Raw genomic sequence first — 24,596 nt, forward strand, 5'->3', positions numbered from 1 at the left:
CGACCGACGACCGCTCCCCAGGAGGCCGCCGACATGACCCTCACCAGCGACCGCACGACCACCGGGGCCCACGGACCCGGCCCGACCGGGTCCGGCCCCACCGCACCCGGGATCGCGGGACGGATCGAGGCGGCGCTGGCCCCCCTCCTGCGCGGACCGCTGCCGGTGCGGCTCGTGGCGTGGGACGGCTCGGAGGCCGGGCCGGTCGACGGCACCCGCGTCTCGCTGCGCACGCCGCAGGCGCTGACCCGGCTGCTCTGGCACCCGGGCGAGCTGGGGGCCGCCCAGGCGTACGTCACCGGAGAGCTCGAGGTGCACGGCGACATCGGCGAGACCCTCGACCTCGTGCGCTCCACGGTCGCCTCGCGCGACCTTCCGCCGCTCACCGCTGCCCGTATCGCCCGGCTGCTGCCCGACCTCGTGCGCCTCGCCCGCGAGACCGGTGCGCTGACCCGCCCGCCGGCGCCACCGGCCACCCAGGCCGTCGTCAGGGGGCGGCTGCACTCGCTGGCCCGCGACCGGGCCTCCATCAGCCACCACTACGACCTGTCGAACGAGTTCTACGAGCTCCTCCTCGACCCGCACCTGGCCTACTCCAGCGCGTACCACGTCGACGGCCCGGACATGCCGCTTGAGCGGGCCCAGGCGGCCAAGCTCGACCTCGTCTGCCGCAAGGTCGGGCTGCGCGAGGGGACGACCTTCCTCGACGTCGGCTGCGGCTGGGGGTCGCTGTCCCTCTACGCCGCCGAGCACTTCGGCGCCCAGGTGACCGGGGTGACGATCGCGGCCGAGCAGAAGGCGTTCATCGACCGCCGGATCGCCGAGCGGGGCCTGGGCGACCGGGTCCGCATCGAGCTGCGCGACTACCGCGAGATCGCGGCAGGGCCCTTCGACGCCGTCGCCTCGATCGAGATGGGCGAGCACGTCGGCGAGAAGAACTACGACACCTACGCCGAGGTGCTGTTCCGGTCGGTGCGCCCGGGTGGGTACGTCCTCGTCCAGCAGATGTCGCGCTTCGCCGGCCACCACCCCGGCGGTGGCCCCTTCATCGAGCAGTTCATCGCGCCCGACATGACGATGCGTCCCGTCGGCGACACGCTCAACCTCCTCCAGGGCGCCGGCTTCGAGGTCCGCGACGTGCACGCGCTGCGCGAGCACTACGTGTGGACGGTCGACGCGTGGCACCGCACCCTCGAGGAGAACTGGGACCGGGCCGTCGAGCTCATCGGCGAGGAGGCCGCGCGGGTCTGGCGGCTCTACCTCGTCGGCGGGTCGCAGGCGTTCCGCGACGGCCGGATGGGCGTCGACCAGCTGCTCCTCCGTCGCCCCGGTGGCGCTCCCGTCGTCTCCGACTCGGCCCGCTGATGGGCGCCACCCTCCTCGTCGTCGTCCTCGCGTCCCTCGCGACGTCGGCCGTCGCGATGGTCGTCACGGCGCTCGTCGCCCGGCGGATCGGGAAGATCGCCGTCGTCGACATCACGTGGGGCCTGGTCTTCGTCGCGATCGGCTGGGTGGCGTACCTCACCGGGACGGGGTCCGTGCGCTCGCTGGTGCTCGCCGTCCTCGTCACCCTGTGGGGCGGACGGCTGGCGTGGCACATCCGGCGCCGGGCGCTCGGCGCCGGAGAGGACCCGCGGTACGCGAAGATGCTGGCCCAGGTGCCCGAGGGCGAGCGGTTCGGGTTCGCGGTGCGCAAGGTCTTCCTCGTCCAGGGGCTCGCCGCGTGGTTCGTCTCGCTGCCGTTGCAGGTGGCGGCCGCGACCGACCGCCCGCTCGGGTGGGTCGCGGCGCTCGGCGTGGTCGTCCTGCTCGTCGGGGTGACGTTCGAGACGGTCGGCGACGCCCAGCTCGCGGCGTTCAAGAAGGACCCCTCGAACAAGGGGAAGGTCATGGACCGCGGCCTGTGGGCGTGGACGCGGCACCCCAACTACTTCGGCGACTCGGCCGTCTGGTGGGGGCTGTTCGTCATCGCCGCCGAGGCCTGGCCCGGGGTGCTCACCGTGCTGTCGCCCGTGGTGATGACGTACTTCCTCGCGTTCGCGACGGGGGCGAGGCTGCTCGAGTCGGAGATGGCCAGACGTCCGGGGTACCCCGAGTACATGGAGCGCACGAGCATGTTCTTCCCCCTCCCCCCGAGGCGCCGCACCAACGCCTAGGCAGGGATGTCCTCGTCGGGCTGGCCGCGTCGGGCCGCCGCGGCACGCGTCAGGGGGCGGGGGCCCAGCGGCGCATCGCCGTGAGGACGACCGCGGCGGTGAAGGTGCAGATGAACGCGCCCCACGCGATGTCGACGACGGCGACGAGCGCCGGGAAGTCGCGCATCACCGCCATCGCGGTCAGGTCGAAGGTGGCGTAGGTGACGACGCCGAAGACGAAGGCGTCACGCAGGGACGGGCCGAGGCTCGAACGCGCCATCCCCGGTCGCATGACGAAGTGCACGAGGCCGAGGACGTAGACGACGTAGAAGACCCCGGCGGCAGCGGGGTTGACCGACGGCGCGAGCAGGTGGCCGATCGTCCGGTCGTACAGGTCCCCGGAGCCCAGCGTGAGCCACACGGCGTCGACCGCGCCGAAGACCACCGCGGTGAGCGCGGTGGCGAGGCCGATCCGGCGTGGGGAGACCTCGACGCCCCCGGAGTCCGACATGCGTCGATCCTCGCAGAGCCGAGGTGGACCCGGCGGCCGGTCGTCAGGTCTGGTCGTCGACTGTCGCGCCGGCGGCGTTCTTCTGCACCGAGGCGATGCCGTTCATCGCGGCGGCCTTGCTCTCGTACGCCTCGCCCGTGGCGATGATCTGGCCGTTGCTCGCCTTGAGCCGGAAGCGGAACTTGCCCGACGCGTCCTTGTACAGCTCGAACTTGCCTGCCATGGGGTTCAGCCCTTCATCGCGCCGTGGTGGTGCCGTGGTCCTGTCACGCTAGCGCCGCGGACCCCTCCTGCCAACGGGCCGACGGGCTCCGCCTCAGCCCACCACCTGGGCCACCGCGTGGATGGCGACCCCGGCCAGCGCGCCCACCACCGTGCCGTTGATCCGGATGAACTGGAGGTCGCGGCCGACGTGGAGCTCGATCCGCTCCGCCGCCTCCTTGCCGTCCCACCGGTCGACGGTCACCGAGATGACTTCGGCGAGCTCGCTGCCGTAGGTGTTGACGAAGAACGAGACCGCCTCGCCAAGGCGGGCCTCCAGGCGTCCTCGCCAGACGTCGTCCTCGACGAGGTGGCGTCCGAGGTGCTCGAGCAGCTCGTCGCCACGGCGGTGGAAGTACGAGTCCTCGTCGTCCATCGCCGTGGTCAGGGCCGCGCGGAACGAGCGCCACAGCCCGATCGCCGTCTCGGGCACCTGGGGGTGCGTGAGGAGCCGCTCCTTGAGGGCCTCCGCCCGGGCCATGACGTCGGGGTCCTCCTGGAGGTCGGTCGCCAGGCGCCCGAGGAGGTCGTCGAAGGCGAGCCGCGCGGGGTGCTGCGGGTCGCCGGCGATGTCGCGGACCCATGCGAGCACCTGCTGGTAGGTCCAGCCGATGACCTTGTCGTCGACCCACGGCGGGCTCCACCACGGGGCGCGGTCGCCGATGACGGCGGCGTACGTGCCGGGGTTGGCCTCGAGCCACGAGTGCAGCTCGTCGAGCGCGAGGTCGACGAGGCCGTGGTGGGTGCGGTCGGCGACGACGTCGGCGAGCAGCGCTCCCGCGATCGGGGCGGCCGGCTCCTGGACGAGGCGCGGCACGAGGAAGTCCTCGACGAGCGAGCGCACCTCGTCGTCGGAGAGCCGGCCCAGGCCCGCGCGCGCCACCCTGACGACCTCCGTCATCGCCCGCCGCCGGTGCGCGGGCACGGCGAGCCACTCACCGGCCCGCTCCCCCACCCGGGCCGCCGCGAGCCGCTCGCGCGCGATCTCGTCGGTGAGGAAGTTCTCGGTGACGAACTCCTGGAGGTTGCGCCCGATCTCGTTCTTGCGCTTGGGGATGATCGCCGTGTGCGGCACCGGGATGCCCAGGGGGTGCCGGAACAGGGCCGTCACCGCGAACCAGTCGGCGAGCGCGCCGACCATCGCCGCCTCGGCCGCGGTGTTGACATAGCCCCACGCCCCGTCGTGGTCGAGCCGCAGGGTCGCGACGAACACGACGGCGGCGAGCACGAGCAGCCCGAGCGCCAGCAGGCGCATCCGGCGCAGCCCCGCGCGACGGGCCGCGTCGGCCGGGGACGGTGCCAGGAGACTCACCCGCCGATCCTCCCCCATCGACCGCGCTCGCACGCGCCTACGCTGGTGCCGTGCGTTTCCTCAACGACCTGCGGCCCCAGCTCGACCTCACCTACGACGACGTGTTCATGGTGCCGAACCGGTCGTCGGTGACGAGCCGGCTCGACGTCGACCTCTCGAGCGTCGACGGCACCGGGACGACCATCCCCCTCGTCGTCGCGAACATGACGGCGATCGCCGGGCGCCGGATGGCCGAGACGACCGCCCGGCGCGGCGCGCTCACCGTCATCCCGCAGGACATCCCGTCCGAGATCGTCCGCGAGGTCATCGCCTGGCAGAAGACCCGCCACCTCGTCTACGACACCCCGATCACGCTCGCCCCGACGACGACCGTCGGTGAGGCGCTCGTGCTCCTCCACAAGCGGGCCCACGGCGCCGCCATCGTCGTGTCCGGGGAGCGGCCCGTCGGTCTCGTCACGGAGACCGACCTCACCGGGGTCGACCGGTTCACCCAGCTCGAGGACGTCATGGTCCGCGACATGGTGACCGTCACCGACGGCGTCGACGTCGAGCAGGCCTTCGACACCCTCTCGCACGCCCGGCGCCGGCTCGCCCCGGTCGTGAGCCCCGACGGCAGGGTGGTCGGCATCCTCACCCGCGCCGGCGCGCTGCGCGCCAACCTCTACTCCCCCGCGGTCGACCCCAGCGGCCGGCTGCGGATCGCCACGGCCGTCGGCATCAACGGTGACGTCGCGTCGAAGGCCACGGAGATGCTGGAGGCCGGCGCCGACGTCCTCGTCATCGACACGGCACACGGCCACCAGGAGAAGATGCTCGACGCGCTGCGGGCGGTGCGCGGGCTCGACCCGCAGGTGCCGGTCGTCGCGGGGAACGTCGTCTCGGCGGCCGGGGTCCGCGACCTCGTCGAGGCCGGCGCCGACATCGTCAAGGTCGGTGTCGGCCCGGGGGCCATGTGCACGACCCGGATGATGACGGCGGTCGGCCGTCCGCAGTTCTCCGCGGTCCTCGAGTGCGCCTCTGCGGCACGCGAGCTCGGCAAGCACGTGTGGGCCGACGGCGGCGTGCGCCACCCGCGCGACGTCGCCCTCGCCCTGGCGGCCGGTGCGTCGAACGTCATGGTCGGCTCGTGGTTCGCCGGGACGCTCGAGTCGCCCGGCGACCTCTACACCGACGAGAAGGGCCGCCAGTACAAGGAGTCCTTCGGGATGGCGTCGTCGCGGGCCGTGCGCAACCGGACCGCGACCGACTCGGCCTACGACCGCGCCCGCAAGGCGATGTTCGAGGAGGGCATCAGCACGGCCCGCATGTACGTCGACCCGGCGCGTCCGAGCGTCGAGGACGTCATCGACGAGATCGTCGCCGGGCTGCGCAGCTCGTGCACCTACGCCGGGGCCCGCACCCTCGAGGAGTTCCACGAGCGGGCCACGGTCGGGCTGCAGAGCACCGCCGGCTTCGCCGAGGGCCGCCCCCTCCACACCTCCTGGTAGAGGATGGCGCCATGCCCTACGACGTCGCGACCGTCCGATCCCGCTTCCCCGCCCTCGCGGAGGGCGCCGCGCACTTCGACGGCCCGGGAGGAAGCCAGGTCCCCGACGTCGTCGGGCGCGCCGTCGCCGACACCCTGACGAGCGCGATCAGCAACCGCGGCACCGCCACCCCGTCCGAGCGCCGGGCCGACCGGGTCGTCGCCGACGCCCGGGTCGCCCTCGCCGACCTCCTCGGCGCCGACCCGCGCGGGGTCGTCTTCGGGCGCAGCGCCACGGCGCTCACCTACGACCTCTCCCGGGCGATGGCCAAGACGTGGGGGCCGGGCGACGAGGTCGTCGTCACCCGGCTCGACCACGACTCGAACATCCGCCCGTGGGTCCAGGCCGCCGAGTCCGCCGGAGCCACCGTCCGGTGGGTCGACTTCGACCCGGCCACGGGCGAGCTGTCGGCCGACGCCGTGGCCGCCGTCCTCACCGAGCGGACCCGGCTCGTCGCGACGACCGCGGCCTCCAACCTCATCGGGACCCGGCCCCCGGTCTGCCGGATCTCAGACCTCGTCCACGAGGTGGGTGCCCTCCACTGGGTCGACGGCGTCCACGCCACGGCGCACGCCTCGGTCGACCTCGCCGCCCTGCGCGCCGACGTCTGGACCTGCTCGCCCTACAAGTTCCTCGGACCGCACTGCGGCGTCGTCGCCGCCTCGCCCGACCTCCTCGAGACCCTGCACCCCGACAAGCTCCTCCCGTCGAGCGACGCCGTCCCCGAGCGCTTCGAGCTCGGCACCCTCCCCTACGAGCTCATGGCCGGGGCGACCGCCGCCGTCGACTTCCTCGCCGCGCTCGCCGACACCGACACCCTCGGCGGACCCGGGTCGGCCCTGCCCGACGCCTCCCACGAGAGCCGCCGCGAACGGATCGTGGCCGGGATGAGGGCCGTCCACGAGCACGAGATCGGCCTCCTCGGCGTCCTGGAGCCCGCCCTGCGCGCCCTGCCCGGGGTCACCGTGCACAGCAACGCGGCCAAGCGCACGCCCACCCTGCTGTTCTCCGTCGACGGCCGCGACCCGCAGGACGTCCGCGCCGCCCTCGCCGAGCAGGGGGTCAACGCGCCGGCCGGGAACTTCTACGCGGTCGAGTGCTCCCGCCACCTCGGCCTCGGCGACGCGGGAGCCGTGCGCGTCGGCCTCGCGCCGTACACCTCCGAGGACGACGTCGACCGGCTCGTCAGCGCGCTGCGCGGGATCGCTTGAGCGGGAGGAGGACTCGCACCATGGTCGCCCTGCTCGAACCGCTCGAGGCCCCCGTCCACCCCATCGAGGCGCTGCGCCGCATCGCCTTCCTCCTCGAGCGCACCCGCGCCGGGACCTACCGGGTCGAGGCGTTCCGCAACGCCGCCAGGACCCTGCGGACCGTGGACGCGGACGAGCTGGCCGAGCGCGTCGAGGCCGGCACCCTCCAGGAGATCCCCGGGATCGGCAAGTCGACGGCGGGGGTCGTCGAGGAGGCCGTTCGCGGCGACGTCCCGGCCTACCTCGCCTCGTTGCAGGCGAAGTCGGGCGGCCCCCTCGTCGAGGGTGGGGAGGACCTCTACGCCGCACTGCGCGGCGACTGCCACCTCCACAGTGACTGGAGCGACGGCGGCAGCCCGATCGACGAGATGGTCGTCACCGCGATCGAGCTCGGCCACGACTGGATGGTCCTCACCGACCACAGCCCCCAGCTGCGGGTCGCGAACGGCCTGACGGTCGAGCGGCTCACCAAGCAGCTCGCCGTCGTCGACGGCATCAACCGCTCACTGGGAGAGCGCTTCCGGCTGCTCAAGGGGATCGAGGTCGACATCCTCGACGACGGCTCGCTCGACCAGACCGAGGCGATGCTCGGCCGACTCGACCTCGTCACGGCCTCGGTGCACAGCAAGCTGCGGATGAACGCCGCCCCGATGACCAAGCGGATGGTCGCCGCCGTGTCGAACCCGCGGGTCAACGTCCTCGGCCACTGCACCGGACGCCTCGTCGAGGGATCCCGGGGGACACGGCCGCAGTCCGACTTCGACGCCCGCGCCGTCTTCGAGGCCTGCGCGGAGCACGACACGGCGGTCGAGATCAACAGCCGCCCCGAGCGCTGCGACCCGCCCGACGACCTGGTCGGGCTGGCCCTCGACATCGGCTGCACCTTCTCCATCGACTCCGACGCGCACGCGCCCGGCCAGCTGGACATGAAGGCCTACGGCTGCGAGCGGGCCGAGCGGCTCGGCGTCCCGTGGGACCGGATCGTCACGACGTGGGACGCCGAGCGCGTCCTCGCGTGGGCGAACCCGGGGCGGTGAGCGCGGTGTCCCGGGTGGTGGTGGCGCTCGACGGGGTGCTGCGGGTCGACCCCGCGGCGGCCGAGGCGCCCTTCGAGCAGGTCCGCCGCCAGCTCGCCACGGCGATCGGCGACGGCCGGTTGCCCTCCGGCACGAAGCTGCCGACGATCCGCGCGCTCGCGGACGACCTCGGGCTCGCGGTGAACACCGTGGCGCGGGCCTACCGCGAGCTCGAGGCGGCCGGCCTCGTCCTCACCCGTCGCCGGCTCGGGACCGTCGTGTCGCCCGACGGGGCCGCGGCCGGGTCGCCGGAGAACGGCGCCGACCGTCCCCGGGGCGGCGCGGACCCGGCGCTGCGGCTCGCCGCGGCCGACTACGCGCGGGCCGCGAGCGGCGCGGGCCTGCCCGAGGCGGAGGCCGTCGCCCTCGTCCGCGACGCCTTCCGGCGGCTCCGCTGAGGCCCTCCTCGACCCGTCCGGACCCCGTTTTGGTGGCCGCGCGGTCATCCCCTATGCTTTCGGAGTCCTCGACGGATCCGAACGCCGGACTGCTGACGTGACAGGGTTCGACGAGAGTCGGGTCCCCATCGTCTAGCGGCCCAGGACCCCGCCCTTTCACGGCGGTAGCACGGGTTCGAATCCCGTTGGGGATACGAAAGGTCTTGCTCCACACAAGGCCCCGTAGCGCAGTTGGTTAGCGCGCCGCCCTGTCACGGCGGAGGTCGCGGGTTCGAGTCCCGTCGGGGTCGCTCCTTCATGGAAGGGCCGGTACACCACCGGTCCTTTCGTGCAAGGTCCGGCCAGGTAGCTCAGTTGGTACGAGCGTCCGACTGAAAATCGGAAGGTCGGCGGTTCGACCCCGCCCCTGGCCACCAGCATCGCCACAGGTCCCCGGACCTGTGGCGATCTTCTCGTTTCGGGCCCGTCACGCGGGCCGCAGCCCGGTCGCCGCGACCGAGGGCGTCGGCGCCGGCGAGGGCTCAGCGGAGCGGCGCGGGAGCTGCGAGGTCGGCCACGGCGAGGGCGTCGGCGTCGAGCCGGTCGGGGTCGGGGTCCCCGGGCGGCGGGGGTTCGGCGGTGCGCCCACCACGACGAGCGGGCCGTCCGGGTCGTCGGCCGACGGGGTGTGCCGGGCGTCCGAGGACCCGTCGACGCCCAGCCGGGCCCAGGTCCCGCTCGGCCCGCGGAGGGCGACCCCGCCCTCGAGGAGAGCGACCGCCACGACGGGTCCCCTCGCGGTGTCGGCGACCGTGACGTCGACCGGAGCGAACCTCGGGTCCTCGCCACAGCGCTCACCCAGGTCGTCGAGCACGTCGTCGCGGTCGTCGGACCACGACTGGTCCTCCAGGGTCCACCGCGTGCCGTCGACGGTCTGCTCCACGAGGACCCGCTCGTCGCGCTGCACCAGTCGCCAGCACCACGTCGACTGCACCCTCGAGCACCCCTGGCGCCGGGGCTGCTGTCGCCAGGCCGGGTCGACGTCGGCGAGCGCGGTGCGCACCCGGTCCGCGTCGGTGGCGGGCAGCCGGACGAGCCGACCGGTGTCGAGCACGCGGTCGCCGTCGCCCGTGAGCACGACGACCTCCTCGTCGTCCCCCGCGCCCACGGCCAGTCCACCGCTCACGGTGATGACGCCCGACGCCGACGGGTGGGGGTTGCACGCTCCCGTGGCGCTCGTCGCGACGACGGCGAACGGAAGGGCCAGCGACCCGAGGGCGAGCCCGACCCGGCGCCGGTCGACCGGGTCGCGGCGGGCCGCCCAGCCCGCCGTCCACCCCGCCAGGGCGAGGACGGGCAGGGCGAGGAGGTCGGTGCGGTCGGCGAGGACGTGCGACGGGGTGACGAGGGACCACGCCTCGGCGGCCAGCCGCGCACCCGCATCGGACGTCTTCATCACCGTGAAGCCGACGCCGGTGAGGCCGAGCGCCCACCACGTCGGACGACCGGGGACCCGCAGGAGGGCCACCACGAGGGCGAGGAGGGGCGGGGCGACGAGCAGCCCGGCGACGTCGCTCAGCTTGCCGGTGACCGCGCCCGGCCACTGCTGCTTCCAGACGTGGTCGTTGAGCAGGAGGACGACGAGCGCCACGACGGTGGGCGGCGCGCCGAGCCAGCGCACGGCATCACCCACGTTCCCGACGCTCCCGGCGTCCCCCCGGTCCGACATGGGCCGATCCTGACGGATCGGGGACGGCCGCGGGTCACGGTCGGGCCACCCGATGGTCACGGTTCGGCAGCGCCCGCGCGGCGGACCCCGCCCCGACCGTGCCGTCAGGCCCGGCGGGGCCGCGCGTACACGCGGCGGGCCCACAACCAGCCGCCCACGGTGAGGGCGAGGACCCACCCGACGGCGAGGGCCGCGGTGGCCGTGGAGAACGCCGTGCCCAGCAGCAGGCCTCGCAGGGTGTCCATGATCGGCGTGAACGGCTGGAGGTCGGCGAACCAGCGCAGGACGGTCGGCATCGAGTCGGTGGGGACGAAGCCGCTGCCGAGGAAGGGGAGCAGGACGAAGGGCATCGGGTAGTTGCTCGCGCTCTCGACGGTGCGCGACAGCAGGCCCAGGGCCACCGAGACCCACGACACGGCGAGCGCCACCCCGGACACGAGCGCCAGGGCGAGGAGCCACTCGTCGGGACCCGCCGACGGACGGGCGCCGGCCGCGAGCCCGACCAGGACGACGACGATCACGGACGCGACCGACTGGATCGTGGCCGCGAGGGCGTGGCCCGAGAGGACCGCGCCGGGCGAGATCGACAGGGTGCGGAAGCGGTCGATGATGCCCTGCTGCATGTCCATCGCCATCGAGGTCGACGTGCCCTGGGCGATCGAGCCGATCGTGAGCAGGAGGATGCCCGGCAGGACGAACGCGGCGTAGTCGCCGCGGTCGCCGGCCGCACCCGGGGCGGCCGCGGCCCCGAGCCCTGCACCCAGGGTCCCGCCGAAGACGAACACGAAGAGCAGCAGGAAGATCACGGGGATCATGAGGACGATGACCGTCAGCTCCGGGTAGCGCAGGACGTGCCGGAGCTGGCGGCCCAGCATCGTCATCGCGTCGGTGACGGGACGCGGGGCGGGGCGGGTCGGACGGGGGACGGCGGTGCTGGTGACGACGGTCATCGGAGGGCCTCCTCGGTGGGTGCGGGACGACGGTCGCGCCCGGTGAGGGCGAGGAAGACGTCGTCGAGGTCGGGGGTGCGGACGCTGAGCCCCTCGAGGGGGACCCCGGCGCCGTCGAGCCGCACGAGCAGCTCGCGCAGGGTGGCGACGTCACCGTCGCCCGGGACGTCGAGGGCGAGGGCCTCGAGGTCGACGCCGCCCGCACCGAGGGTGCGCGACGCCAGGTCGAGCGCGTCGCCGTCGGGGAAGGTGAGGCGGACGTGGGCCCCGGGGACGAGGCGCTTGAGCTCGGCCGGGGTGCCGTCGGCGACGACCACGCCGCCGTCGAGGAGCGAGATGCGGTCGGCGAGGTGGTCGGCCTCCTCGAGGTACTGCGTCGTGAGGAGGATGGTCACCCCCTCCGCCCTCAGCTCGCGCACGATGTCCCACATCGCCCGGCGGCTGCGCGGGTCGAGGCCGGTCGTCGGCTCGTCGAGGAAGAGCACCTGCGGCCGCCCGACGAGCCCCATGGCGAGGTCGAGCCGCCTGCGCATGCCGCCGGAGAAGGTCGACGGCCGTGCGTCGGCGACGTCGGCGAGGCCGAACCGCTCGAGGAGGTCGGCGGCCCGGGCGCGGATCTCGGCCGTCGGCAGGTGGTGCAGCCGGCCCATGAGGACGAGGTTCTCGCGGGCGGTGAGGAGGTCGTCGACCGCGGCGAACTGACCGGTGAGCCCGATGCAGGCGCGCACGTCGCGCGGCTCGATCGTCACGTCGTACCCGCAGACGCGCACCGTCCCGGCCTCCGGAGCCAGCAGGGTGGACAGGATGTTGACGGCCGTGGTCTTGCCGGCGCCGTTCGGGCCGAGGAGGGCGTGGACGGTCCCGGTGGCGACGGTGAGGTCGACGCCGTCGAGGACGACGTGGTCTCCGTACGCCAGTCGCAGGCCGCGGACCTCGACGGCCGGTGCGCTGGTGGTGGGGTCGGTCATGGTCGGTCTCCTTCGGGGTGTCGGGTCAGACGCGGTGCAGGACGATGTCGCCGAAACCGGCGCGGACGCGGATCTCCACCGTCGGGTCGCCCGCGGCGGGAGCCTCGCCGGTGCTCAGCTCGCTGCGGACCTCACCGTGGCGGGCCTCGACGTCGAGCCAGGCGGCGACGCCGTGCGGGACGCCGACGTCGACGCGTCCGAAGGAGCTGTCGACCGAGACGGCCCCTCCGTGGGCGCTGTGCACCCGCACGTCGCCGGCCGAGGCGTTCGCGGTCAGCCCGTCGCGCGCGTGCTCGACCCGGACGTTCCCCGTGGAGGTCGTGAGGCGCAGGTGACCCCCGCCGTCGCCGACGGAGACGTCCCCGACGGCGGCCTTGGCGAGGACCTCGCCCCCCGCCTCGTGGACCGTCACCGTGCCGGTGGAGGTCCGCAGGTCGGCGTCGCCGGCGACGCGCTCCAGGCGGATGTCGCCCAGCGCGGTCCGGGCGGTGACCCGGGCCACCCGGTCGAGGCTGATGTCGCCCATCGCGGTGTCGATGGCGACGGCACCCAGCTCACCGGTGGCGACGAGCTCACCGGTGCCGCGGACGTCGAGCGCCGAGCCGTCGGGCACGACGACCTCGACGTCGACGCGGTCGCCGCCCCCGAGGAGGCTGCGCAGGCGGCCCGAGACCGTGCGGGGGCCGCGGACGGACACGCGGTCACCGCTGTGCTCCACCGCGATCCGGGCGGCGAGGTCGACGTCGCCCTGGCGGGACGGGGAGTGCGGGCGGACCTCGACCGTGGTCTCGGTGACGTCCTCGGCACGGACCCGGAGGTCGACGACGCTGACGTCGACGACGAGGGTGACGGGGGTGGGGGTGGGGAACGTGGGCATGGCGGCATCTCCCGGTGTCGGGCCGTGGTGCGGTGTGGGGTCGTGGTGCGGTCCGGCCGGGGCCGGTGGTGGGGCTCGGTCGCGGCTAGCGCGCCCAGCCCGTGAGGCGCTGTCCGGTGGTCACCGTCGGCGCGGAGGTGGTGGGTCGGTCGGCCAGTGCCGCGCCGATGGTGCGGACGAGCCAGGCGTTGACGGACAGCCCGGCGGCCTCGGCCTCGTCCTCGATGCGCGGCTTGAGCCGCTCGGGGAGGCGCAGGCTGAGCCGGGCGGTGCCACCCTCGTCGCCGTCGTCGGCGGCGGGAGCGGGAGCGGGGGACGGGGAGGCGGACTCGGGAACGGTCTGGGCCGGGGTGACGACGAGGTCGGCGTCGCGGCCGCGCAGGCGGACCTCGACCGACCCGGGGGCCAGGCGCGCGGTGATCTCGGCGGAGGCCTCGACGAGCGCGTCGAGGATGACGAGGCGGGCCGAGGACTCGAGGGACCCTGCGAGGAGCTCGGCCAGCTCGACGGCCTCGTCACCACCCGCGCGGGCGGAGGACAGGAGGTCGCGCTGGAGCCGGGCGGCGTAGGGCAGGAGGTCCATGACGCCACCATGACATCACTGTGACGTCATGCGCAAGCCCGATGACGCCACGATGACGTCAACGGGTTGCAGCGCCCCTGGACCGGCCGGCTCAGGCCCCCGGACCGAGGGCCCGCACCGTGTCGATGGTGTCGGCGTCCTCGGCGGTCTTGTCGTCGCGGTAGCGCAGCACCCGGGCGAACCGCAGGGCCACCCCGCCGGGGTAGCGCGACGAGCGCTGCAACCCGTCGAGCGCGATCTCGACGACCTGCTCGGGCCGCACCTCGACGACGTACCCCGAGGTGTCGCCGACCGCGAGCTCGGTGAAGCGCTCGGTCTGCCAGCGCAGCATCTCGTCGGTCATGCCCTTGAAGGTCTTCCCGATCATGACGAACCCCCCGGTCGAGGGGTCGCGCGCGCCGAGGTGGATGTTCGACAGCCAGCCCTGCCGGCGCCCCGACCCCCGCTCGACCGCGAGGACGACGAGGTCGAGGGTGTGGGTGGGCTTGACCTTGACCCAGCCGCTCCCCCGGCGGCCGGCGGCGTAGGGCGAGGCGCCCTCCTTGACGACGACCCCCTCGTGGCCGGCGGTGACGAGGTCGTCGAAGAACTGCTGCGCCGCACCGGGATCGGTGGTGACGAGGCGGGGGACGAGCAGGTGGGGGGCCAGCGCCGAGAGCACCTCGTGCCGCTCGAGGGCCGTGGCGTCGACGAGGTCGCGGCCGTCGGCGTGCAGGACGTCGAAGAGGTACGTCGTGAGCGGGACCTCGTCGCGCAGGCGGTCGACGCCCACCGAGCTCGCCGTGCGGGACCCGGTGACCTGGAAGGGCGCCGGCCGCCCACCCTCCTCGATGACGATGGCCTCGCCGTCGAGGACGAGGTCGCCCCCGGGCAGCGCGGCGACGGCCTCGACGACCTCGGGCAGCCGCTCGGTGACCTCGTCGAGGCTGCGGGTGAAGACCGTGACCTCCCCGCCGCGGCGGTGGACCTGGACCCGGATGCCGTCGAGCTTGCCGTCGACGAGGAGCGGCCCGTCGGCCATCGACGCGAGCGCCTCGGCCGTCGTCTTCGCCGAGCCGGCAAGCATCGGGCGCAGCGGCCGACCGACGACGAGCCCGACCTGCTCGAGCGCCGCCTGACCGCCCCGCGCCGCGATCTCGGCGACGACGTGCGTGAACCCGGCGAGCATGACGGCGCGCCGGACGACGGCGTCGGGCACGGCCGCGGCCTTGGCGACCGCGGCCAGGACGACGCCGTCGAGGGCGCCCTGCCGCAGGTTGCCCGTGACGAGCTCGCCGAGGAAGCGCTGCTCGTCGGCGGTGGCCCGGCCCATGAGGGCGGCGAGCTCGGCCCGGCGCGCGGTCGCCGACCCGGACCCCGCCGCCGTGGCCAGGCGGGAGAAGGACGCGTCGACGTCGGCGACGGTGAGGGAGGGCTCGGCCGCCGGCTCCGGCGGGGAGCCGAGCGACCGCCATCCGACGCCGAGGCGGCGCTGCGGGACGACGCCCGAGAGGAACGCGACGACCGTGGCGACCTCGTCGGCACCGGACTCGGCGACGAGGCCGGCGATGGCGTCGGTCTTGGCGGTGCGCGAGCGCGTGGCCGCCACCGCCCGCGAGACGGCGACGAGATCGGCGAGCGCGACGGTCATCCCGTCATCCTGCCGCCGACCACCGACACCCGGGGCCGGGGCGCCTCAGCGGTCGAGGCGCATGGGGACGTGCGGGATGCCGTCGTCGAGGTACTCGTCCCCCACGACGACGAACCCGAGCCCCTCGTACCAGTGGGCGAGGTGGCTCTGCGCCTCGAGGACGACCGGCCCCTGCGTCCCGTCGAGCGCGGCGGCCATCATCGCCGCGGCGATGCCCTGCCCGCGGGCGGCCATGGCGGTCACGACCCGGCCGATCCGCGCCGGACCCCCGTCCTGGAGGATGCGCAGCGTCGCGACGACGCCGCCCTCGGCGTCCTCGGCCCACACCTGGACGGTGCCGGGGTCGAGGTCGCGACCGTCGAGGTCAGGGTAGAGGCACTCCTGCTCGAGGACGAAGACGTCCTGGCGGAGCCGCAGGACGTCGTGCAGCGTCTCGGCGTCGAGCTCGCGCGTCGGGGCGCGGTGGATGGCGACCATGCATCCTCCGTCGGTGCAGGGGTGGGCGGACGGTGCTGCCCCAAGGCTAGGGACGTCCTCGCCGTGCCGCAGGGAGTTCGGGGAACGGACGGGCACCGAGCACGGCCGAGGACGCCGGCCCGGCGAGGCTCGGTCGGGGGACGCTCAGGCGGGAGGACCGGGGCTCGTGGGCCGGGGGTCGGTGTCGAGCACCCCCATGATGAGGTCGTCGAACCACTCCTCGCCCATGAGACAGCTCTCGCGCTCGCGGCCCTCGACGACGAAGCCCGCCCGCTCGTAGCAGGCGATCGCCGGGGCGTTGAAGGACAGGACGCGCAGGGTCACCCGGTGCAGGCCGAGCGTGGTGAAGGCGTGGTCGAGGACGAGGCCGGTCGCCTCGGTCCCCGCACCCCGGCCCGTGAACCGCGGGGCGAACATCCCGATGGCGAACATCGCCTTGCGGTCGGACTGGCGCACCGAGTGGAGGAAGGCGGCACCGGCCACGGTCGCACCGGTCTCGACGACCCACGAGGTGTCGCCGAGGGCGAGGGCGGAGTCGAGCCACGCGAGCGACTCGGCCTCCGACATCGGCCCGTCCCCGCGGGTGGAGCCGTAGTTCCGCTCGATCTCGCGGTGGTAGCCGTGGGCACGGCGGGCCGCGGCGTCGGTGGGCCGCAGCGGGCGCAGCACGACGCGCCGACCGGTGAGGACGGGAGCCGCCATACCGTCGATGGTGCCCCACCCCGCCCCGCGCCGTCGCGCAAGTTCGGGGTGACCCCGAACTTGGGCGCTCCACCCCGGTTCAGAACTCGGGGGAAGGGCGCACATCCCGGGTGGAGCGGTCGCCCGACCGGCCCCAGCGTCAGTGGGCGCGGAACTCCGGGGGCCGCTTGGCGAGGAAGGCCGCGACGCCCTCGAGGTGGTCCTCGGTGGCTGCGAGCCGGCGCTGTCCGGCGTCCTCGAGCGCCAGCGCCACCTCGACGTCGGGTCCGGCGGCGTTGACCGCGGCCGTCGTCTCCGCGAGGGCGAGGGTCGCTGCGCCGGCGAACCCGCCGACGAGCTCGGCCGCGCGGGCGGGGAGGTCGGCGGCCGGCACGCTCTCGGCGACCAGGCCCCACGTCGCGGCGGTCCGCCCGTCGAGGCGCTCCCCCGTCATCGCGAGGCGCAGTGCCCGGGCCCGCCCGACCGACGCGGTGACGAGGGCGGTCGCCCCTCCGTCGGGCATGAGACCGATCCTGCTGAACGCCAGGACGAACGGCGCCTCGTCGGCCGCGAGCACGTAGTCGCAGGCCAACGCCATCGGCACGCCGATCCCCGCGGCGACCCCGTGGACGAGGGCGACGGTCGGGGTCCGGGCCGCCAGCAGGGTGCGGACCACCTCGGCGCCCGCCTCGAGGACGCCCATGTCGGCCCCCGTCTCGGACAGCGGTGCGCCGGAGCAGAACCCGCGCCCCTCCCCGGTGAGGACGATGACCCGGACGGCCGGGTCGTCATCGAGGCGGCGGACGGCGGCGACGACCTCGGCGCACATCTCCGGGTCGACGGCGTTGAGCCGGTGGGGGGCGTCGAGGACGACCCGGGCGACCGAGCCCTCGACCTCCACCCGGACTCGGGCGACCGGACCGGCCGGTGTACCCGGGTCGGAGGGCTCGGCGGGCTGGGACGGGGTGGGCTCGCTCATGCCCCCATCGAACCCCACCGCTCGCCACGGTGCAGGACGTGTCCCGATCGCGACACGTCCTGCGTCGTGGCGAGCGCGGGAGACGGAGGACGACGGAGAGGGGAGGAGGCGGCCGGCGACGAGCGGCGAGGTCAGGCCTGGTGGACGGCGCCGGACGCCAGCAAGGATGCGACCTCGTCCTCGGAGAACCCGGCGCGCAGCAGCCACCCGGTGGTGTCGGCGCCCGGGACCGGGACCGGGCCGGGGTCGAGGTTCGGGGTCGCCGAGAGCCGAGGAGGCGTCCGGGGCACGGGGTACCCGGCGCCCCCGGCCCCTCCGGCGCCTCCGCCCCCTCCGCCTCCTCCGGTGGCGAAGGTCCCGCGCGCGGCCAGGTGCGGGTGCGCCGGTGCCTCCGCCAGGGACAGGACCGGGGCGACGCAGGCGTCGGTCCCCTCGAAGTGCGCGGCCCACTCGTCCCGCGTCCGCGTGAGGAAGGCCGCGCCGAACGCCTCGCGCTGCGCCGGCCAGGTCGAGGGGTCGTGCTGCTCCCCCTCGACCTCGATGCCGAGCCCGGCCACGAGCGCCGCCCAGAACTGCGGTTCCAGCGCCCCCACGGCCACGAACCCGCCGTCGGCGCACGCGTAGACGTCGTAGTAGGGCGCACCGCCGTCGAGGAGGTTGGCGGCCCGGGAGTCGGTCCACGCCCCCTCGCCGAGGAGCCCGTGGACGAGGCTCGCGAGGTGCGCGGCGCCCTCGACCATCGCCGCGTCGACGACCTGCCCGCGTCCCGTCGTGGCCCGGGACAGCAGGGCCGCGAGGACGCCGGTCACGAGGTACATCGAGCCACCGGCGAAGTCGGCGACCGGGGGCACCGGCACGACCGGCCGCTCGGCCGTCCCCAGGGCGTGGAGGGATCCCGACACCGCGGCGTACGTGAGGTCGTGCCCGGCCCGCTGGGACCAGGGGCCGGTCTGGCCCCACCCCGTCATCCGGGCGTGGACGAGGCGCGGGTTGCGGGCGAGGCACTCGTCGGGACCGAGCCCGAGCCGCTCGGCCACCCCCGGCCGCCACCCCTCGAGGACGACGTCGGCGTCGGCGAGGAGGCGCTGCACCACCGCGCGCCCGTCGTCGTGCTTGAGGTCGACGGCGATGCTCGGGCGCGACCGGCGCAGCCCGCCCGCGAGGACGAGGGGGTTGGTCTCCCCCGGGCGGTCGACCCGCACGACGTCGGCGCCGAGCTCGGCGAGGACCAGCCCGGCGAACGGCACCGGCCCGATGCCCCCGAGCTCGACGACGCGGATGCCCGCGAGGGCCCCGGACTCCCCGCCCACCGCAGTCGGCAGGGTCACGTCGGCACCCCGCGCACGCTGAGCACCGGGGGCCGCTCACCGCGGACGGACGCCACCATGTCGACGACCCGGCGGGTGGCCCGCACGTCGTGGGCCCGGAACACCGTGGCCCCCAGCCAGGCGGCGACGGCCGTCGCCGCGAGGGTCCCCTCGAGGCGGTCGTCGGCGGGGAGGTCGAGCGTCTCGCCGATGAAGTCCTTGCGCGAGAGCGCCTGCAGCACAGGGAACCCCAGCGCGACGATGGCCTCGGTGTGCCGGAGCAGCGTCAGCGAGTGCGCGGTCGTCTTGCCGAAGTCGAGGGTCGGGTCGACGAGGACCCGGTCCGCCGCCACCCCGGCCGCGACGGCCCGCTCGGCCCCCTCCCGCAGGACCCGGAGGGCGTCGTCGACGACCCCGAGCGGCTCCGGGAGGTAGGTGACACCCACGGGGTCGGTCCGCGGCGGCAGCCCCCCGGTGTGCGAGACGACGTAGCCGGCGCCGACCTCGGCCGCGACGTGGACGAGGTCGGGATCGGCCCCCTGCCAGGTGTCGTTGACGAGGTCGATGCCGGCCTCTGCCGCGGCGACCCTGGCCACCTCGGCACGCCACGTGTCGAGGCTGAGGACGAGGTCCGGGTGGGTCTGGCGCGCCATCGACAGGAACGGCACGACCCGATCGAGCTCCTCGTGCGCCGTGACCTCACCGCCCTCCTGCCCCGCCCGGACCCCTCCGACGTCGACGAGGTCGGCGCCGAGGGCCACGGCCTCGTCGAGCGCCCGCAGGGCCGAGTCGAGGTCGGAGTGCCGGTTGCCCGCCCAGAACGAGTCCGGCGTGCGGTTCACGATGGCCATGACGGCGGGGTTCGCCGCGTCGAAGGTCCGGCCGCGCAGCCGGAGCGGCGACGGGGCGGCCGGCACCCGCGCGGGCACGAGGTCGCTCACCGCGGGGCGGGGGTCAGCTCACGCAGACCCGGCAGGACCTGCTCGGCGAAGGTCGAGAGGAAGCGCTCCTGGTCGTGCCCGGGGCCGTGGACGACGAGGTGGTCGAAGCCGAGGTCGGTGTAGACGCGCATCGCCTCGACGACCTCCTGCGGGTCGGAGGCGACGATCCACCGCCTGGCGACCTGCTCGATGGGCAGCTCGTCGGCCGCCGCCTCCATCTCCGCCGGGGAGTGGATCGAGTGCTTCTGCTCGGCGCTGAGCGACAGCGGCGCCCAGAAGCGCGTGTTCTCCAGGGCCTGGTCGGGGTCGGGGTCCCACGACACCTTGACCTCGATCATCCGGTCGATGGAGTCGTGCGCCCGCCCCGCCTTGTCCAGCCCCTCGTCGACCGCCGGGACGAGCTGGTCGGCGTAGAGCTCGCGGCCCTTGCCCGAGGTGCAGATGAAGCCGTCGGCCACCCGCCCGGCGTAGCGCGCCACCATGGGGCCACCGGCGGCGACGTACACGGGCACCGGCTGGTCGGGGCGGTCGTACACGGCGGCGTCCTCGGTGCGGTACCACTCGCCCTCGAACGTCACCCGGTCCTGCGTCCACAGCTCGCGCATGAGCCGGACCGACTCGCGCAGGCGGCCGAAGCGCTCCTTGAACTCCGGCCACTCCCCCTCGCCCACCGACCCGACGGCGACCTCGTTGAGCGCCTCGCCCGACCCGACGCCGAGCACGACGCGGCCCGGGGCGAGGCAGGCCATCGTGGCGAAGGTCTGCGCGAGCACGGCGGGGTTGTACCGGAACGTCGGCGTCAGCACCGAGGTCCCCACCACCACCCGCTCGGTGCGGGCCAGCACCCACGGCATCCAGGCGAGGGAGCTCGGCGCGTGGCCGCCCTCGAGGCGCCACGGCTGGAAGTGGTCGGAGATCGTCACGGAGTCGAGCCCGAGCTCCTCGGCCCGCACCGCGTAGCCCGCGAGCTCCGCGGGGGCGAACTGCTCCGCCGACGCCTTGTACCCGACTCTCAGCACGACTCGCTCCTCAGGGGACGGGATGACTCCGGCCCTCAGTCTCACACCGAACCCCCGCGGCACCGACGGTGGCGTCGCACACACCGCGCCCCCACCCCGGCCGTCTAGCGTTGCGGGCGTGCGCCGCCCCCGGATCCACCTCGCCCTCGCCGGCGTGCTCCTCGTCGTCGCGGCCGTCGTCGCGCCGATGCCCGCCGGGACGACCCTGCCCGCCCGCCTCCTCGTCGGGTGGGTCGTCGGCGCCCTCGCCTTCGCCCTGCCGGTCCTGCGCTTCGCGCACCGGCTCGACGCCGCCGAGACGGCCCGGCTCTTCGAGGGAGGCGAGGGAGGCCGGACCGAGACCGACGTCGTCGTCGTCCTCGCGTCGGTCGCCAGCCTCGCGGCGATCGCCGTCATGCTCGTCGGGGACGGCGGAGGGCGCGCGTTCGAGTCGGCCCTCGCCGTGGCGTCCGTCGGGTCGAGCTGGGTGGCCGTCCACACCGTGTACACGCTGCGGTACGCGCGGCACTACCTCGTGACCGAGCCGGGCTGCATCGACTTCGGACCCACCGAGCACCCGTGCCTGTCGGACTTCGCCTACCTGTCCTTCACCCTCGGCATGACCTACCAGGTGTCCGACACCGGCCTGCGCACCCCGGCCGTGCGGCGCCTCGTGCTGCGCCACACCCTCCTGTCGTACGTCTTCGGCGCGGTCGTCGTCGCGGCGACGATCAACCTCGTCGTGGGGCTCGCGGGCACCGTGTCCGTCGGCTGAGCCGAGGGCTAGCGTGGTGGCATGGCCACCGACCTCATCGACCTCACCGGCCACGAGCAGGTCGTCTTCTGCAGCGACCCGGACACCGGGCTGCGCGCCGTCATCGCCCTGCACGACACCGCCCTCGGGCCCGCCCTGGGCGGGACGCGCTTCCACCCGTACCTGTCGATGGACCAGGCCCTCTCCGACGTCCTGCGCCTGTCGCGGGCGATGTCGAGCAAGAACGCCCTCGCCGGGCTCGACCACGGCGGCGGCAAGGCCGTCATCGTCGGCGACCCCACCCGCGACAAGACCCCCGAGCTGCTGCGGGCCTACGGACGCTTCGTCGAGACCCTCGGGGGCCGGTACGTCACGGCGTGCGACGTCGGGACCTACGTCGCCGACATGGACGTCGTCGGCGAGCAGACCCGCTGGGCCACCGGGCGCTCCCCGGAACACGGCGGCGCGGGCGACTCCTCCGTCCTCACCGCGTGGGGCGTCTTCCAGGGGATGAGGGCGGCCGCGCAGCACGTGTGGGGCGAGCCGACGTTGGCGGGGCGCAGGGTCGGCGTCGCGGGGGTCGGCAAGGTCGGCCGGCGGCTGACCGAGCACCTCCTCGACGACGGCGCCGAGGTCGTCGTCACCGACGTCTCCGACGACGCCGTCCGCTCGCTCCTCACGGCGAGGCCGGGGGTGCGTGCCGTCGACGACGCCTGGGCGCTGGCCCGCGAGGACCTCGACGTCTACAGCCCCAACGCCCTCGGCGGCGCCCTCGACGACGACACCGTCGAGGCGCTGCGGGTGAGCATCGTGTGCGGCGGCGCGAACAACCAGCTCCCCGCCGACTCCCCCGGCCGCACGGCCGACCGGATGCGCGGCCGCGGCATCACCTACGCCCCGGACTTCCTCGTCAACGCGGGCGGCGTCATCCAGGTGAGCGACGAGCTCCAGGGGTTCGACATGGAGCGCGCCCGGGCCACGACGACCCGGATCTTCGACCACACCCTCGAGGTCCTGCGCGAGGCCGACGCCCACGACGTGAGCCCCGCGGTGGCCGCCGACCGCCTCGCCGAGCGCCGGATCGCGGCCGGTCGGCAGCGCCCGTGGCTCCCGGGCGACCCGGTCGGGGCCCGGGAGGGCTGACCCCGCCATCGGGAACACGGCGCGCCGGGGCACCGTTGTCCGGGACGGCGTCGCCGGACAGGCTCCACTCATGTACCGTTGGCGTCACGACACATACACGATTCCCGGGACCGCTCCGCGACGTGGGATGACCTCAGCAACGGGGCCGTCCCTCTCGCGATGTCGCCCCGGCAGACGCACGAGGGGGTCACGCCATGGGGCGCGGCCGAGCCAAGGCCAAGCAGACGAAGGTCGCTCGCGAGCTGAAGTACTACAGCCCGGACACCGACCTCTCCGCGCTTGAGCGAGAACTGCACGGGCCCGGCGACGGGGGCCGCTCCACGAGCGACGCCCGCGAGCCGGAGGACGAGGACGACTACGGTCAGTGGTCCTCCGGTCGGCGTTGACGCCGACCTGACCCGCGTCTGACGTGTGACCCGCACTCCGGTGCGGGGACCGCGGCCTGCACCCGCCGAGGAGTGCCGCGCTGCCCTGACGGCTGCGCCGACGACGAGGTGGCCCACCGCGCCGACCTGCTGAGCCGACCCACAGGTGACCTGCGGGTCCGCCGTCGCCGTGCGGTCCTATGCTCGGCCCATGACTGAGACGACGGTCGCCGCCACACAGCGCCTCGGGGTCGAGACCACGGGCATCGAGATCATCGACGAGGCCGAGCGGACGGCCTCCCCCAAGGACCTGTTCTGGCCGTGGTTCGCCGCCAACGTGTCGGTCTTCGGCATCTCCTACGCCGCGTTCGTCCTCGGCTTCGGGATCTCGGTGTGGCAGGGCGCGCTCGTCACGGTGGTCGGCATCGTCGTGTCGTTCGTCCTGTGCGGCCTCGTCGCCATCGGCGGCAAGCGCGGCTCGGCGCCGACGATGATCCTCTCGCGCGCCTCCTTCGGGGTCACCGGGCAGAAGGTCCCCGGTGTCATCTCGTGGCTGACCTCCATCGGCTGGGAGACCTTCCTCGCGATCCTCGCCGTCCTCGCGACGTCCACGATCTTCGAGCAGCTCGGCTGGGGCGGGGGCACGACGACCAAGGTCGCCGCCGCCGTCGTCGTCGCGCTGCTCATCGTCAGCGCGTCGGTCGCCGGCTACCACATCATCATGCGGATGCAGTCGGTCCTCACCTGGCTCACGGGGATCGTCACGATCCTGTTCGTCGTCGTGGCCGCCGGGAAGATCGACTGGTCGGCCGTGGCGGCGCTGCCCTCCGGTCCCCCCGGGGCGGTCGTGGGGGCCTTCGTCATGCTGATGACGGGCTTCGGCCTCGGCTGGATCAACATCGCCGCCGACTGGTCGCGCTACCAGAAGCGCACCGCACCCGGCGGGGCCATCGTCTTCTGGAACGCGTTCGGCGGTGCCGTCGCGCCGGTCCTCCTCGTCCTCTTCGGCCTCGCCCTCGCGGCCTCCGACCCCGCGATCCTCGAGGGCATCCCCGCCGACCCCATCGGCACCCTCGCGACCATCCTGCCGACCTGGTTCCTCGTGCCCTTCCTCGTCGCCGTCATCCTCTCGCTCGTGTCGGGCGCGGTCCTCGGCATCTACTCCTCGGGGCTGACCCTGCTCTCGCTCGGGGTGCGCATCCCCCGCCCCGCGGCGGCCCTCGTCGACGGCGTCATCCTCACGCTCGGCACGTTCTTCGTCGTCTTCGTCGCGCAGGACTTCCTCGGCCCCTTCCAGAGTTTCCTCATCACGCTCGGCGTCCCGCTCGCGGCCTGGGCCGGCATCTTCATCGCCGACCTCGCGCTGCGCCGCAAGGACTACGACTGGGGCCTCGGCGGCGCCGACGCCCTCTTCGACGCCCGCAGCCGCTACGGAGCGTGGGACTGGACCTCCATCGCGACGATGGTCGTGGCGTCGCTCGTCGGGTGGGGCCTGGTCGTCAACAACTTCGCCTCCGACGCCGCGTGGAACAACTGGCAGGGCTACCTCCTCGAGCCGCTGGGCCTCGGCACCTACGTCGACGACCCCGCCGGCCCGTACTGGGACGGCTCGTGGCCGTACTCCAACATCGGGGTGCTCCTCGCCTTCGCGATCGGCTTCCTCGTCAGCTGGGTCGCCCGCCGGGGCACCGTGCAGCGTCAGGAGTCCGAGGACGGCGAGCGCGCCGCGGCCGAGAAGGTCCCCACCCGGTGAGCGAGGCCAGCGG

The 24,596-nt window shown here is 74.4% G+C and carries 25 protein-coding genes and 3 tRNA genes; 13 read left to right on the plus strand and 15 right to left on the minus strand.

What is annotated here, in order from left to right:
• Positions 1–33: 33 nt before the first annotated feature.
• Together ACFWN3_RS08265 and ACFWN3_RS08270 are read left to right on the plus strand one after the other, a co-directional pair.
• Positions 34–1,365: a class I SAM-dependent methyltransferase gene (locus ACFWN3_RS08265; protein WP_377645166.1), complete on the plus strand. Its 1,332-nt coding sequence runs from the start codon at positions 34–36 to the stop codon at positions 1,363–1,365.
• Positions 1,365–2,156 (plus strand): DUF1295 domain-containing protein, encoded by a 792-nt coding sequence (locus tag ACFWN3_RS08270; protein WP_377645168.1) that lies wholly within the window; start codon positions 1,365–1,367, stop codon positions 2,154–2,156. Before ACFWN3_RS08265 ends, ACFWN3_RS08270 begins: the two co-directional genes overlap by 1 nt.
• Positions 2,157–2,205: 49 nt before the next feature.
• Here the strand turns inward: ACFWN3_RS08270 and ACFWN3_RS08275 are convergent, their stop codons facing one another.
• The 3 genes from ACFWN3_RS08275 to ACFWN3_RS08285 all read right to left on the minus strand — a co-directional run bounded on the left by ACFWN3_RS08275 (position 2,206) and on the right by ACFWN3_RS08285 (position 4,219).
• The gene (locus ACFWN3_RS08275; protein ID WP_377645170.1) at positions 2,206–2,646 is read right to left on the minus strand and encodes a DUF2177 family protein; all 441 of its coding nucleotides are present in this window, start codon (positions 2,644–2,646) and stop codon (positions 2,206–2,208) included.
• Positions 2,647–2,689: 43 nt separating this feature from the next.
• Positions 2,690–2,869, minus strand: a complete 180-nt coding sequence (locus ACFWN3_RS08280) for a YegP family protein (RefSeq protein WP_377645172.1) — start codon at positions 2,867–2,869, stop codon at positions 2,690–2,692.
• A gap of 93 nt (positions 2,870–2,962) precedes the next feature.
• Positions 2,963–4,219, minus strand: a complete 1,257-nt coding sequence (locus ACFWN3_RS08285) for a DUF445 domain-containing protein (RefSeq protein WP_377645174.1) — start codon at positions 4,217–4,219, stop codon at positions 2,963–2,965.
• Between the two features lie 50 nt (positions 4,220–4,269).
• Here ACFWN3_RS08285 and ACFWN3_RS08290 point away from each other — a divergent pair, with 50 nt between their 5' ends.
• The 7 genes from ACFWN3_RS08290 (at position 4,270) to ACFWN3_RS08320 (ending at position 8,885) form a co-directional block, all read left to right on the plus strand.
• Complete coding sequence (locus tag ACFWN3_RS08290; protein ID WP_377645176.1) at positions 4,270–5,706, plus strand: GuaB1 family IMP dehydrogenase-related protein; 1,437 nt, start codon at positions 4,270–4,272, stop codon at positions 5,704–5,706.
• 11 nt (positions 5,707–5,717) lie between these two features.
• Positions 5,718–6,956, plus strand: coding sequence for a cysteine desulfurase-like protein (locus ACFWN3_RS08295; protein ID WP_377645178.1), 1,239 nt, complete (start codon positions 5,718–5,720; stop codon positions 6,954–6,956).
• Positions 6,957–6,976: 20 nt separating this feature from the next.
• Positions 6,977–8,032, plus strand: a complete 1,056-nt coding sequence (locus ACFWN3_RS08300) for a PHP domain-containing protein (protein WP_377645180.1) — start codon at positions 6,977–6,979, stop codon at positions 8,030–8,032.
• Positions 8,029–8,469: a GntR family transcriptional regulator gene (locus ACFWN3_RS08305; RefSeq protein WP_377645182.1), complete on the plus strand. Its 441-nt coding sequence runs from the start codon at positions 8,029–8,031 to the stop codon at positions 8,467–8,469. The genes ACFWN3_RS08300 and ACFWN3_RS08305 overlap by 4 nt, the downstream gene beginning before the upstream one ends.
• A gap of 121 nt (positions 8,470–8,590) precedes the next feature.
• Positions 8,591–8,663: transfer RNA gene (locus ACFWN3_RS08310), tRNA-Glu, on the plus strand.
• Between the two features lie 22 nt (positions 8,664–8,685).
• Positions 8,686–8,759: transfer RNA gene (locus tag ACFWN3_RS08315), tRNA-Asp, on the plus strand.
• Positions 8,760–8,808: 49 nt separating this feature from the next.
• A tRNA-Phe gene (locus ACFWN3_RS08320) sits at positions 8,809–8,885 on the plus strand.
• A 50-nt stretch (positions 8,886–8,935) separates the two neighbouring features.
• Here ACFWN3_RS08320 and ACFWN3_RS08325 read toward each other — a convergent pair.
• The 12 genes from ACFWN3_RS08325 to fgd form a co-directional block, all read right to left on the minus strand.
• Entirely contained in the window at positions 8,936–10,177 is a 1,242-nt protein-coding gene (locus ACFWN3_RS08325) for a hypothetical protein (protein ID WP_377645185.1), read from the minus strand.
• Positions 10,178–10,281: 104 nt separating this feature from the next.
• Positions 10,282–11,127 carry an ABC transporter permease gene (locus ACFWN3_RS08330; protein ID WP_377645187.1) on the minus strand — a complete coding sequence of 282 codons (846 nt, stop codon included), beginning with the start codon at positions 11,125–11,127 and terminating at the stop codon, positions 10,282–10,284.
• A complete protein-coding gene (locus ACFWN3_RS08335; protein WP_377645189.1) occupies positions 11,124–12,095 on the minus strand; it encodes an ATP-binding cassette domain-containing protein in 972 nt (323 codons plus the stop codon). Before ACFWN3_RS08335 ends, ACFWN3_RS08330 begins: the two co-directional genes overlap by 4 nt.
• A 25-nt stretch (positions 12,096–12,120) precedes the next feature.
• On the minus strand, positions 12,121–12,972 hold the full coding sequence (locus tag ACFWN3_RS08340) for a DUF4097 domain-containing protein (protein WP_377645191.1): 852 nt from the start codon (positions 12,970–12,972) through the stop codon (positions 12,121–12,123).
• A gap of 85 nt (positions 12,973–13,057) precedes the next feature.
• The gene (locus ACFWN3_RS08345) at positions 13,058–13,555 is read right to left on the minus strand and encodes a histidine kinase (protein WP_377645193.1); all 498 of its coding nucleotides are present in this window, start codon (positions 13,553–13,555) and stop codon (positions 13,058–13,060) included.
• Between the two features lie 91 nt (positions 13,556–13,646).
• Entirely contained in the window at positions 13,647–15,185 is a 1,539-nt protein-coding gene (locus ACFWN3_RS08350; protein ID WP_377645195.1) for an ATP-dependent DNA ligase, read from the minus strand.
• 45 nt (positions 15,186–15,230) lie between these two features.
• Entirely contained in the window at positions 15,231–15,662 is a 432-nt protein-coding gene (locus ACFWN3_RS08355) for a GNAT family N-acetyltransferase (RefSeq protein ID WP_377645197.1), read from the minus strand.
• Between the two features lie 144 nt (positions 15,663–15,806).
• Entirely contained in the window at positions 15,807–16,364 is a 558-nt protein-coding gene (locus ACFWN3_RS08360) for a GNAT family N-acetyltransferase (protein ID WP_377645199.1), read from the minus strand.
• A 139-nt stretch (positions 16,365–16,503) separates the two neighbouring features.
• Complete coding sequence (locus ACFWN3_RS08365; RefSeq protein WP_377645201.1) at positions 16,504–17,322, minus strand: enoyl-CoA hydratase/isomerase family protein; 819 nt, start codon at positions 17,320–17,322, stop codon at positions 16,504–16,506.
• A gap of 131 nt (positions 17,323–17,453) precedes the next feature.
• Entirely contained in the window at positions 17,454–18,650 is a 1,197-nt protein-coding gene (locus tag ACFWN3_RS08370; RefSeq protein WP_377645203.1) for a CaiB/BaiF CoA transferase family protein, read from the minus strand.
• Positions 18,647–19,570, minus strand: a complete 924-nt coding sequence (gene folP, locus ACFWN3_RS08375) for a dihydropteroate synthase (RefSeq protein WP_377645205.1) — start codon at positions 19,568–19,570, stop codon at positions 18,647–18,649. The genes ACFWN3_RS08370 and folP overlap by 4 nt, the downstream gene beginning before the upstream one ends.
• Positions 19,567–20,589, minus strand: a complete 1,023-nt coding sequence (fgd, locus tag ACFWN3_RS08380) for a glucose-6-phosphate dehydrogenase (coenzyme-F420) (protein WP_377645207.1) — start codon at positions 20,587–20,589, stop codon at positions 19,567–19,569. Before fgd ends, folP begins: the two co-directional genes overlap by 4 nt.
• A gap of 118 nt (positions 20,590–20,707) precedes the next feature.
• Between fgd and ACFWN3_RS08385 the strand changes: the two genes are divergently transcribed.
• The 4 genes from ACFWN3_RS08385 (at position 20,708) to ACFWN3_RS08400 (ending at position 24,583) form a co-directional block, all read left to right on the plus strand.
• Positions 20,708–21,343: a DUF1345 domain-containing protein gene (locus ACFWN3_RS08385; RefSeq protein WP_377645209.1), complete on the plus strand. Its 636-nt coding sequence runs from the start codon at positions 20,708–20,710 to the stop codon at positions 21,341–21,343.
• A 21-nt stretch (positions 21,344–21,364) separates the two neighbouring features.
• Positions 21,365–22,465 (plus strand): Glu/Leu/Phe/Val dehydrogenase, encoded by a 1,101-nt coding sequence (locus ACFWN3_RS08390; RefSeq protein WP_377645211.1) that lies wholly within the window; start codon positions 21,365–21,367, stop codon positions 22,463–22,465.
• A gap of 194 nt (positions 22,466–22,659) precedes the next feature.
• Positions 22,660–22,851: a DUF3073 domain-containing protein gene (locus ACFWN3_RS08395; RefSeq protein WP_377645213.1), complete on the plus strand. Its 192-nt coding sequence runs from the start codon at positions 22,660–22,662 to the stop codon at positions 22,849–22,851.
• Between the two features lie 190 nt (positions 22,852–23,041).
• A complete protein-coding gene (locus ACFWN3_RS08400; protein WP_377645216.1) occupies positions 23,042–24,583 on the plus strand; it encodes a purine-cytosine permease family protein in 1,542 nt (513 codons plus the stop codon).
• The last annotated feature ends 13 nt before the right edge of the window (positions 24,584–24,596 follow it).

It is taken from the genome of Oryzobacter terrae, assembly GCF_042756445.1.
Taxonomy (GTDB): Bacteria; Actinomycetota; Actinomycetes; order Actinomycetales; family Dermatophilaceae; genus Oryzobacter; species Oryzobacter terrae.

What these genes read in the sequence shown, in the direction of transcription:
- ACFWN3_RS08265 (WP_377645166.1), top strand. Translation starts at nt 34, where the DNA reads ATGACCCTCACCAGCGACCGCACGACCACCGGGGCCCACGGACCCGGC.
- ACFWN3_RS08270 (WP_377645168.1), top strand. Translation starts at nt 1,365, where the DNA reads ATGGGCGCCACCCTCCTCGTCGTCGTCCTCGCGTCCCTCGCGACGTCG.
- ACFWN3_RS08275 (WP_377645170.1), bottom strand. Translation starts at nt 2,646, where the DNA reads ATGTCGGACTCCGGGGGCGTCGAGGTCTCCCCACGCCGGATCGGCCTC.
- ACFWN3_RS08280 (WP_377645172.1), bottom strand. Translation starts at nt 2,869, where the DNA reads ATGGCAGGCAAGTTCGAGCTGTACAAGGACGCGTCGGGCAAGTTCCGC.
- ACFWN3_RS08295 (WP_377645178.1), top strand. Translation starts at nt 5,718, where the DNA reads ATGCCCTACGACGTCGCGACCGTCCGATCCCGCTTCCCCGCCCTCGCG.
- ACFWN3_RS08300 (WP_377645180.1), top strand. Translation starts at nt 6,977, where the DNA reads ATGGTCGCCCTGCTCGAACCGCTCGAGGCCCCCGTCCACCCCATCGAG.
- ACFWN3_RS08325 (WP_377645185.1), bottom strand. Translation starts at nt 10,177, where the DNA reads ATGTCGGACCGGGGGGACGCCGGGAGCGTCGGGAACGTGGGTGATGCC.
- ACFWN3_RS08330 (WP_377645187.1), bottom strand. Translation starts at nt 11,127, where the DNA reads ATGACCGTCGTCACCAGCACCGCCGTCCCCCGTCCGACCCGCCCCGCC.
- ACFWN3_RS08335 (WP_377645189.1), bottom strand. Translation starts at nt 12,095, where the DNA reads ATGACCGACCCCACCACCAGCGCACCGGCCGTCGAGGTCCGCGGCCTG.
- ACFWN3_RS08340 (WP_377645191.1), bottom strand. Translation starts at nt 12,972, where the DNA reads ATGCCCACGTTCCCCACCCCCACCCCCGTCACCCTCGTCGTCGACGTC.
- ACFWN3_RS08345 (WP_377645193.1), bottom strand. Translation starts at nt 13,555, where the DNA reads ATGGACCTCCTGCCCTACGCCGCCCGGCTCCAGCGCGACCTCCTGTCC.
- ACFWN3_RS08350 (WP_377645195.1), bottom strand. Translation starts at nt 15,185, where the DNA reads ATGACCGTCGCGCTCGCCGATCTCGTCGCCGTCTCGCGGGCGGTGGCG.
- ACFWN3_RS08355 (WP_377645197.1), bottom strand. Translation starts at nt 15,662, where the DNA reads ATGGTCGCCATCCACCGCGCCCCGACGCGCGAGCTCGACGCCGAGACG.
- ACFWN3_RS08360 (WP_377645199.1), bottom strand. Translation starts at nt 16,364, where the DNA reads ATGGCGGCTCCCGTCCTCACCGGTCGGCGCGTCGTGCTGCGCCCGCTG.
- ACFWN3_RS08365 (WP_377645201.1), bottom strand. Translation starts at nt 17,322, where the DNA reads ATGAGCGAGCCCACCCCGTCCCAGCCCGCCGAGCCCTCCGACCCGGGT.
- ACFWN3_RS08390 (WP_377645211.1), top strand. Translation starts at nt 21,365, where the DNA reads ATGGCCACCGACCTCATCGACCTCACCGGCCACGAGCAGGTCGTCTTC.
- ACFWN3_RS08395 (WP_377645213.1), top strand. Translation starts at nt 22,660, where the DNA reads ATGGGGCGCGGCCGAGCCAAGGCCAAGCAGACGAAGGTCGCTCGCGAG.
- ACFWN3_RS08400 (WP_377645216.1), top strand. Translation starts at nt 23,042, where the DNA reads ATGACTGAGACGACGGTCGCCGCCACACAGCGCCTCGGGGTCGAGACC.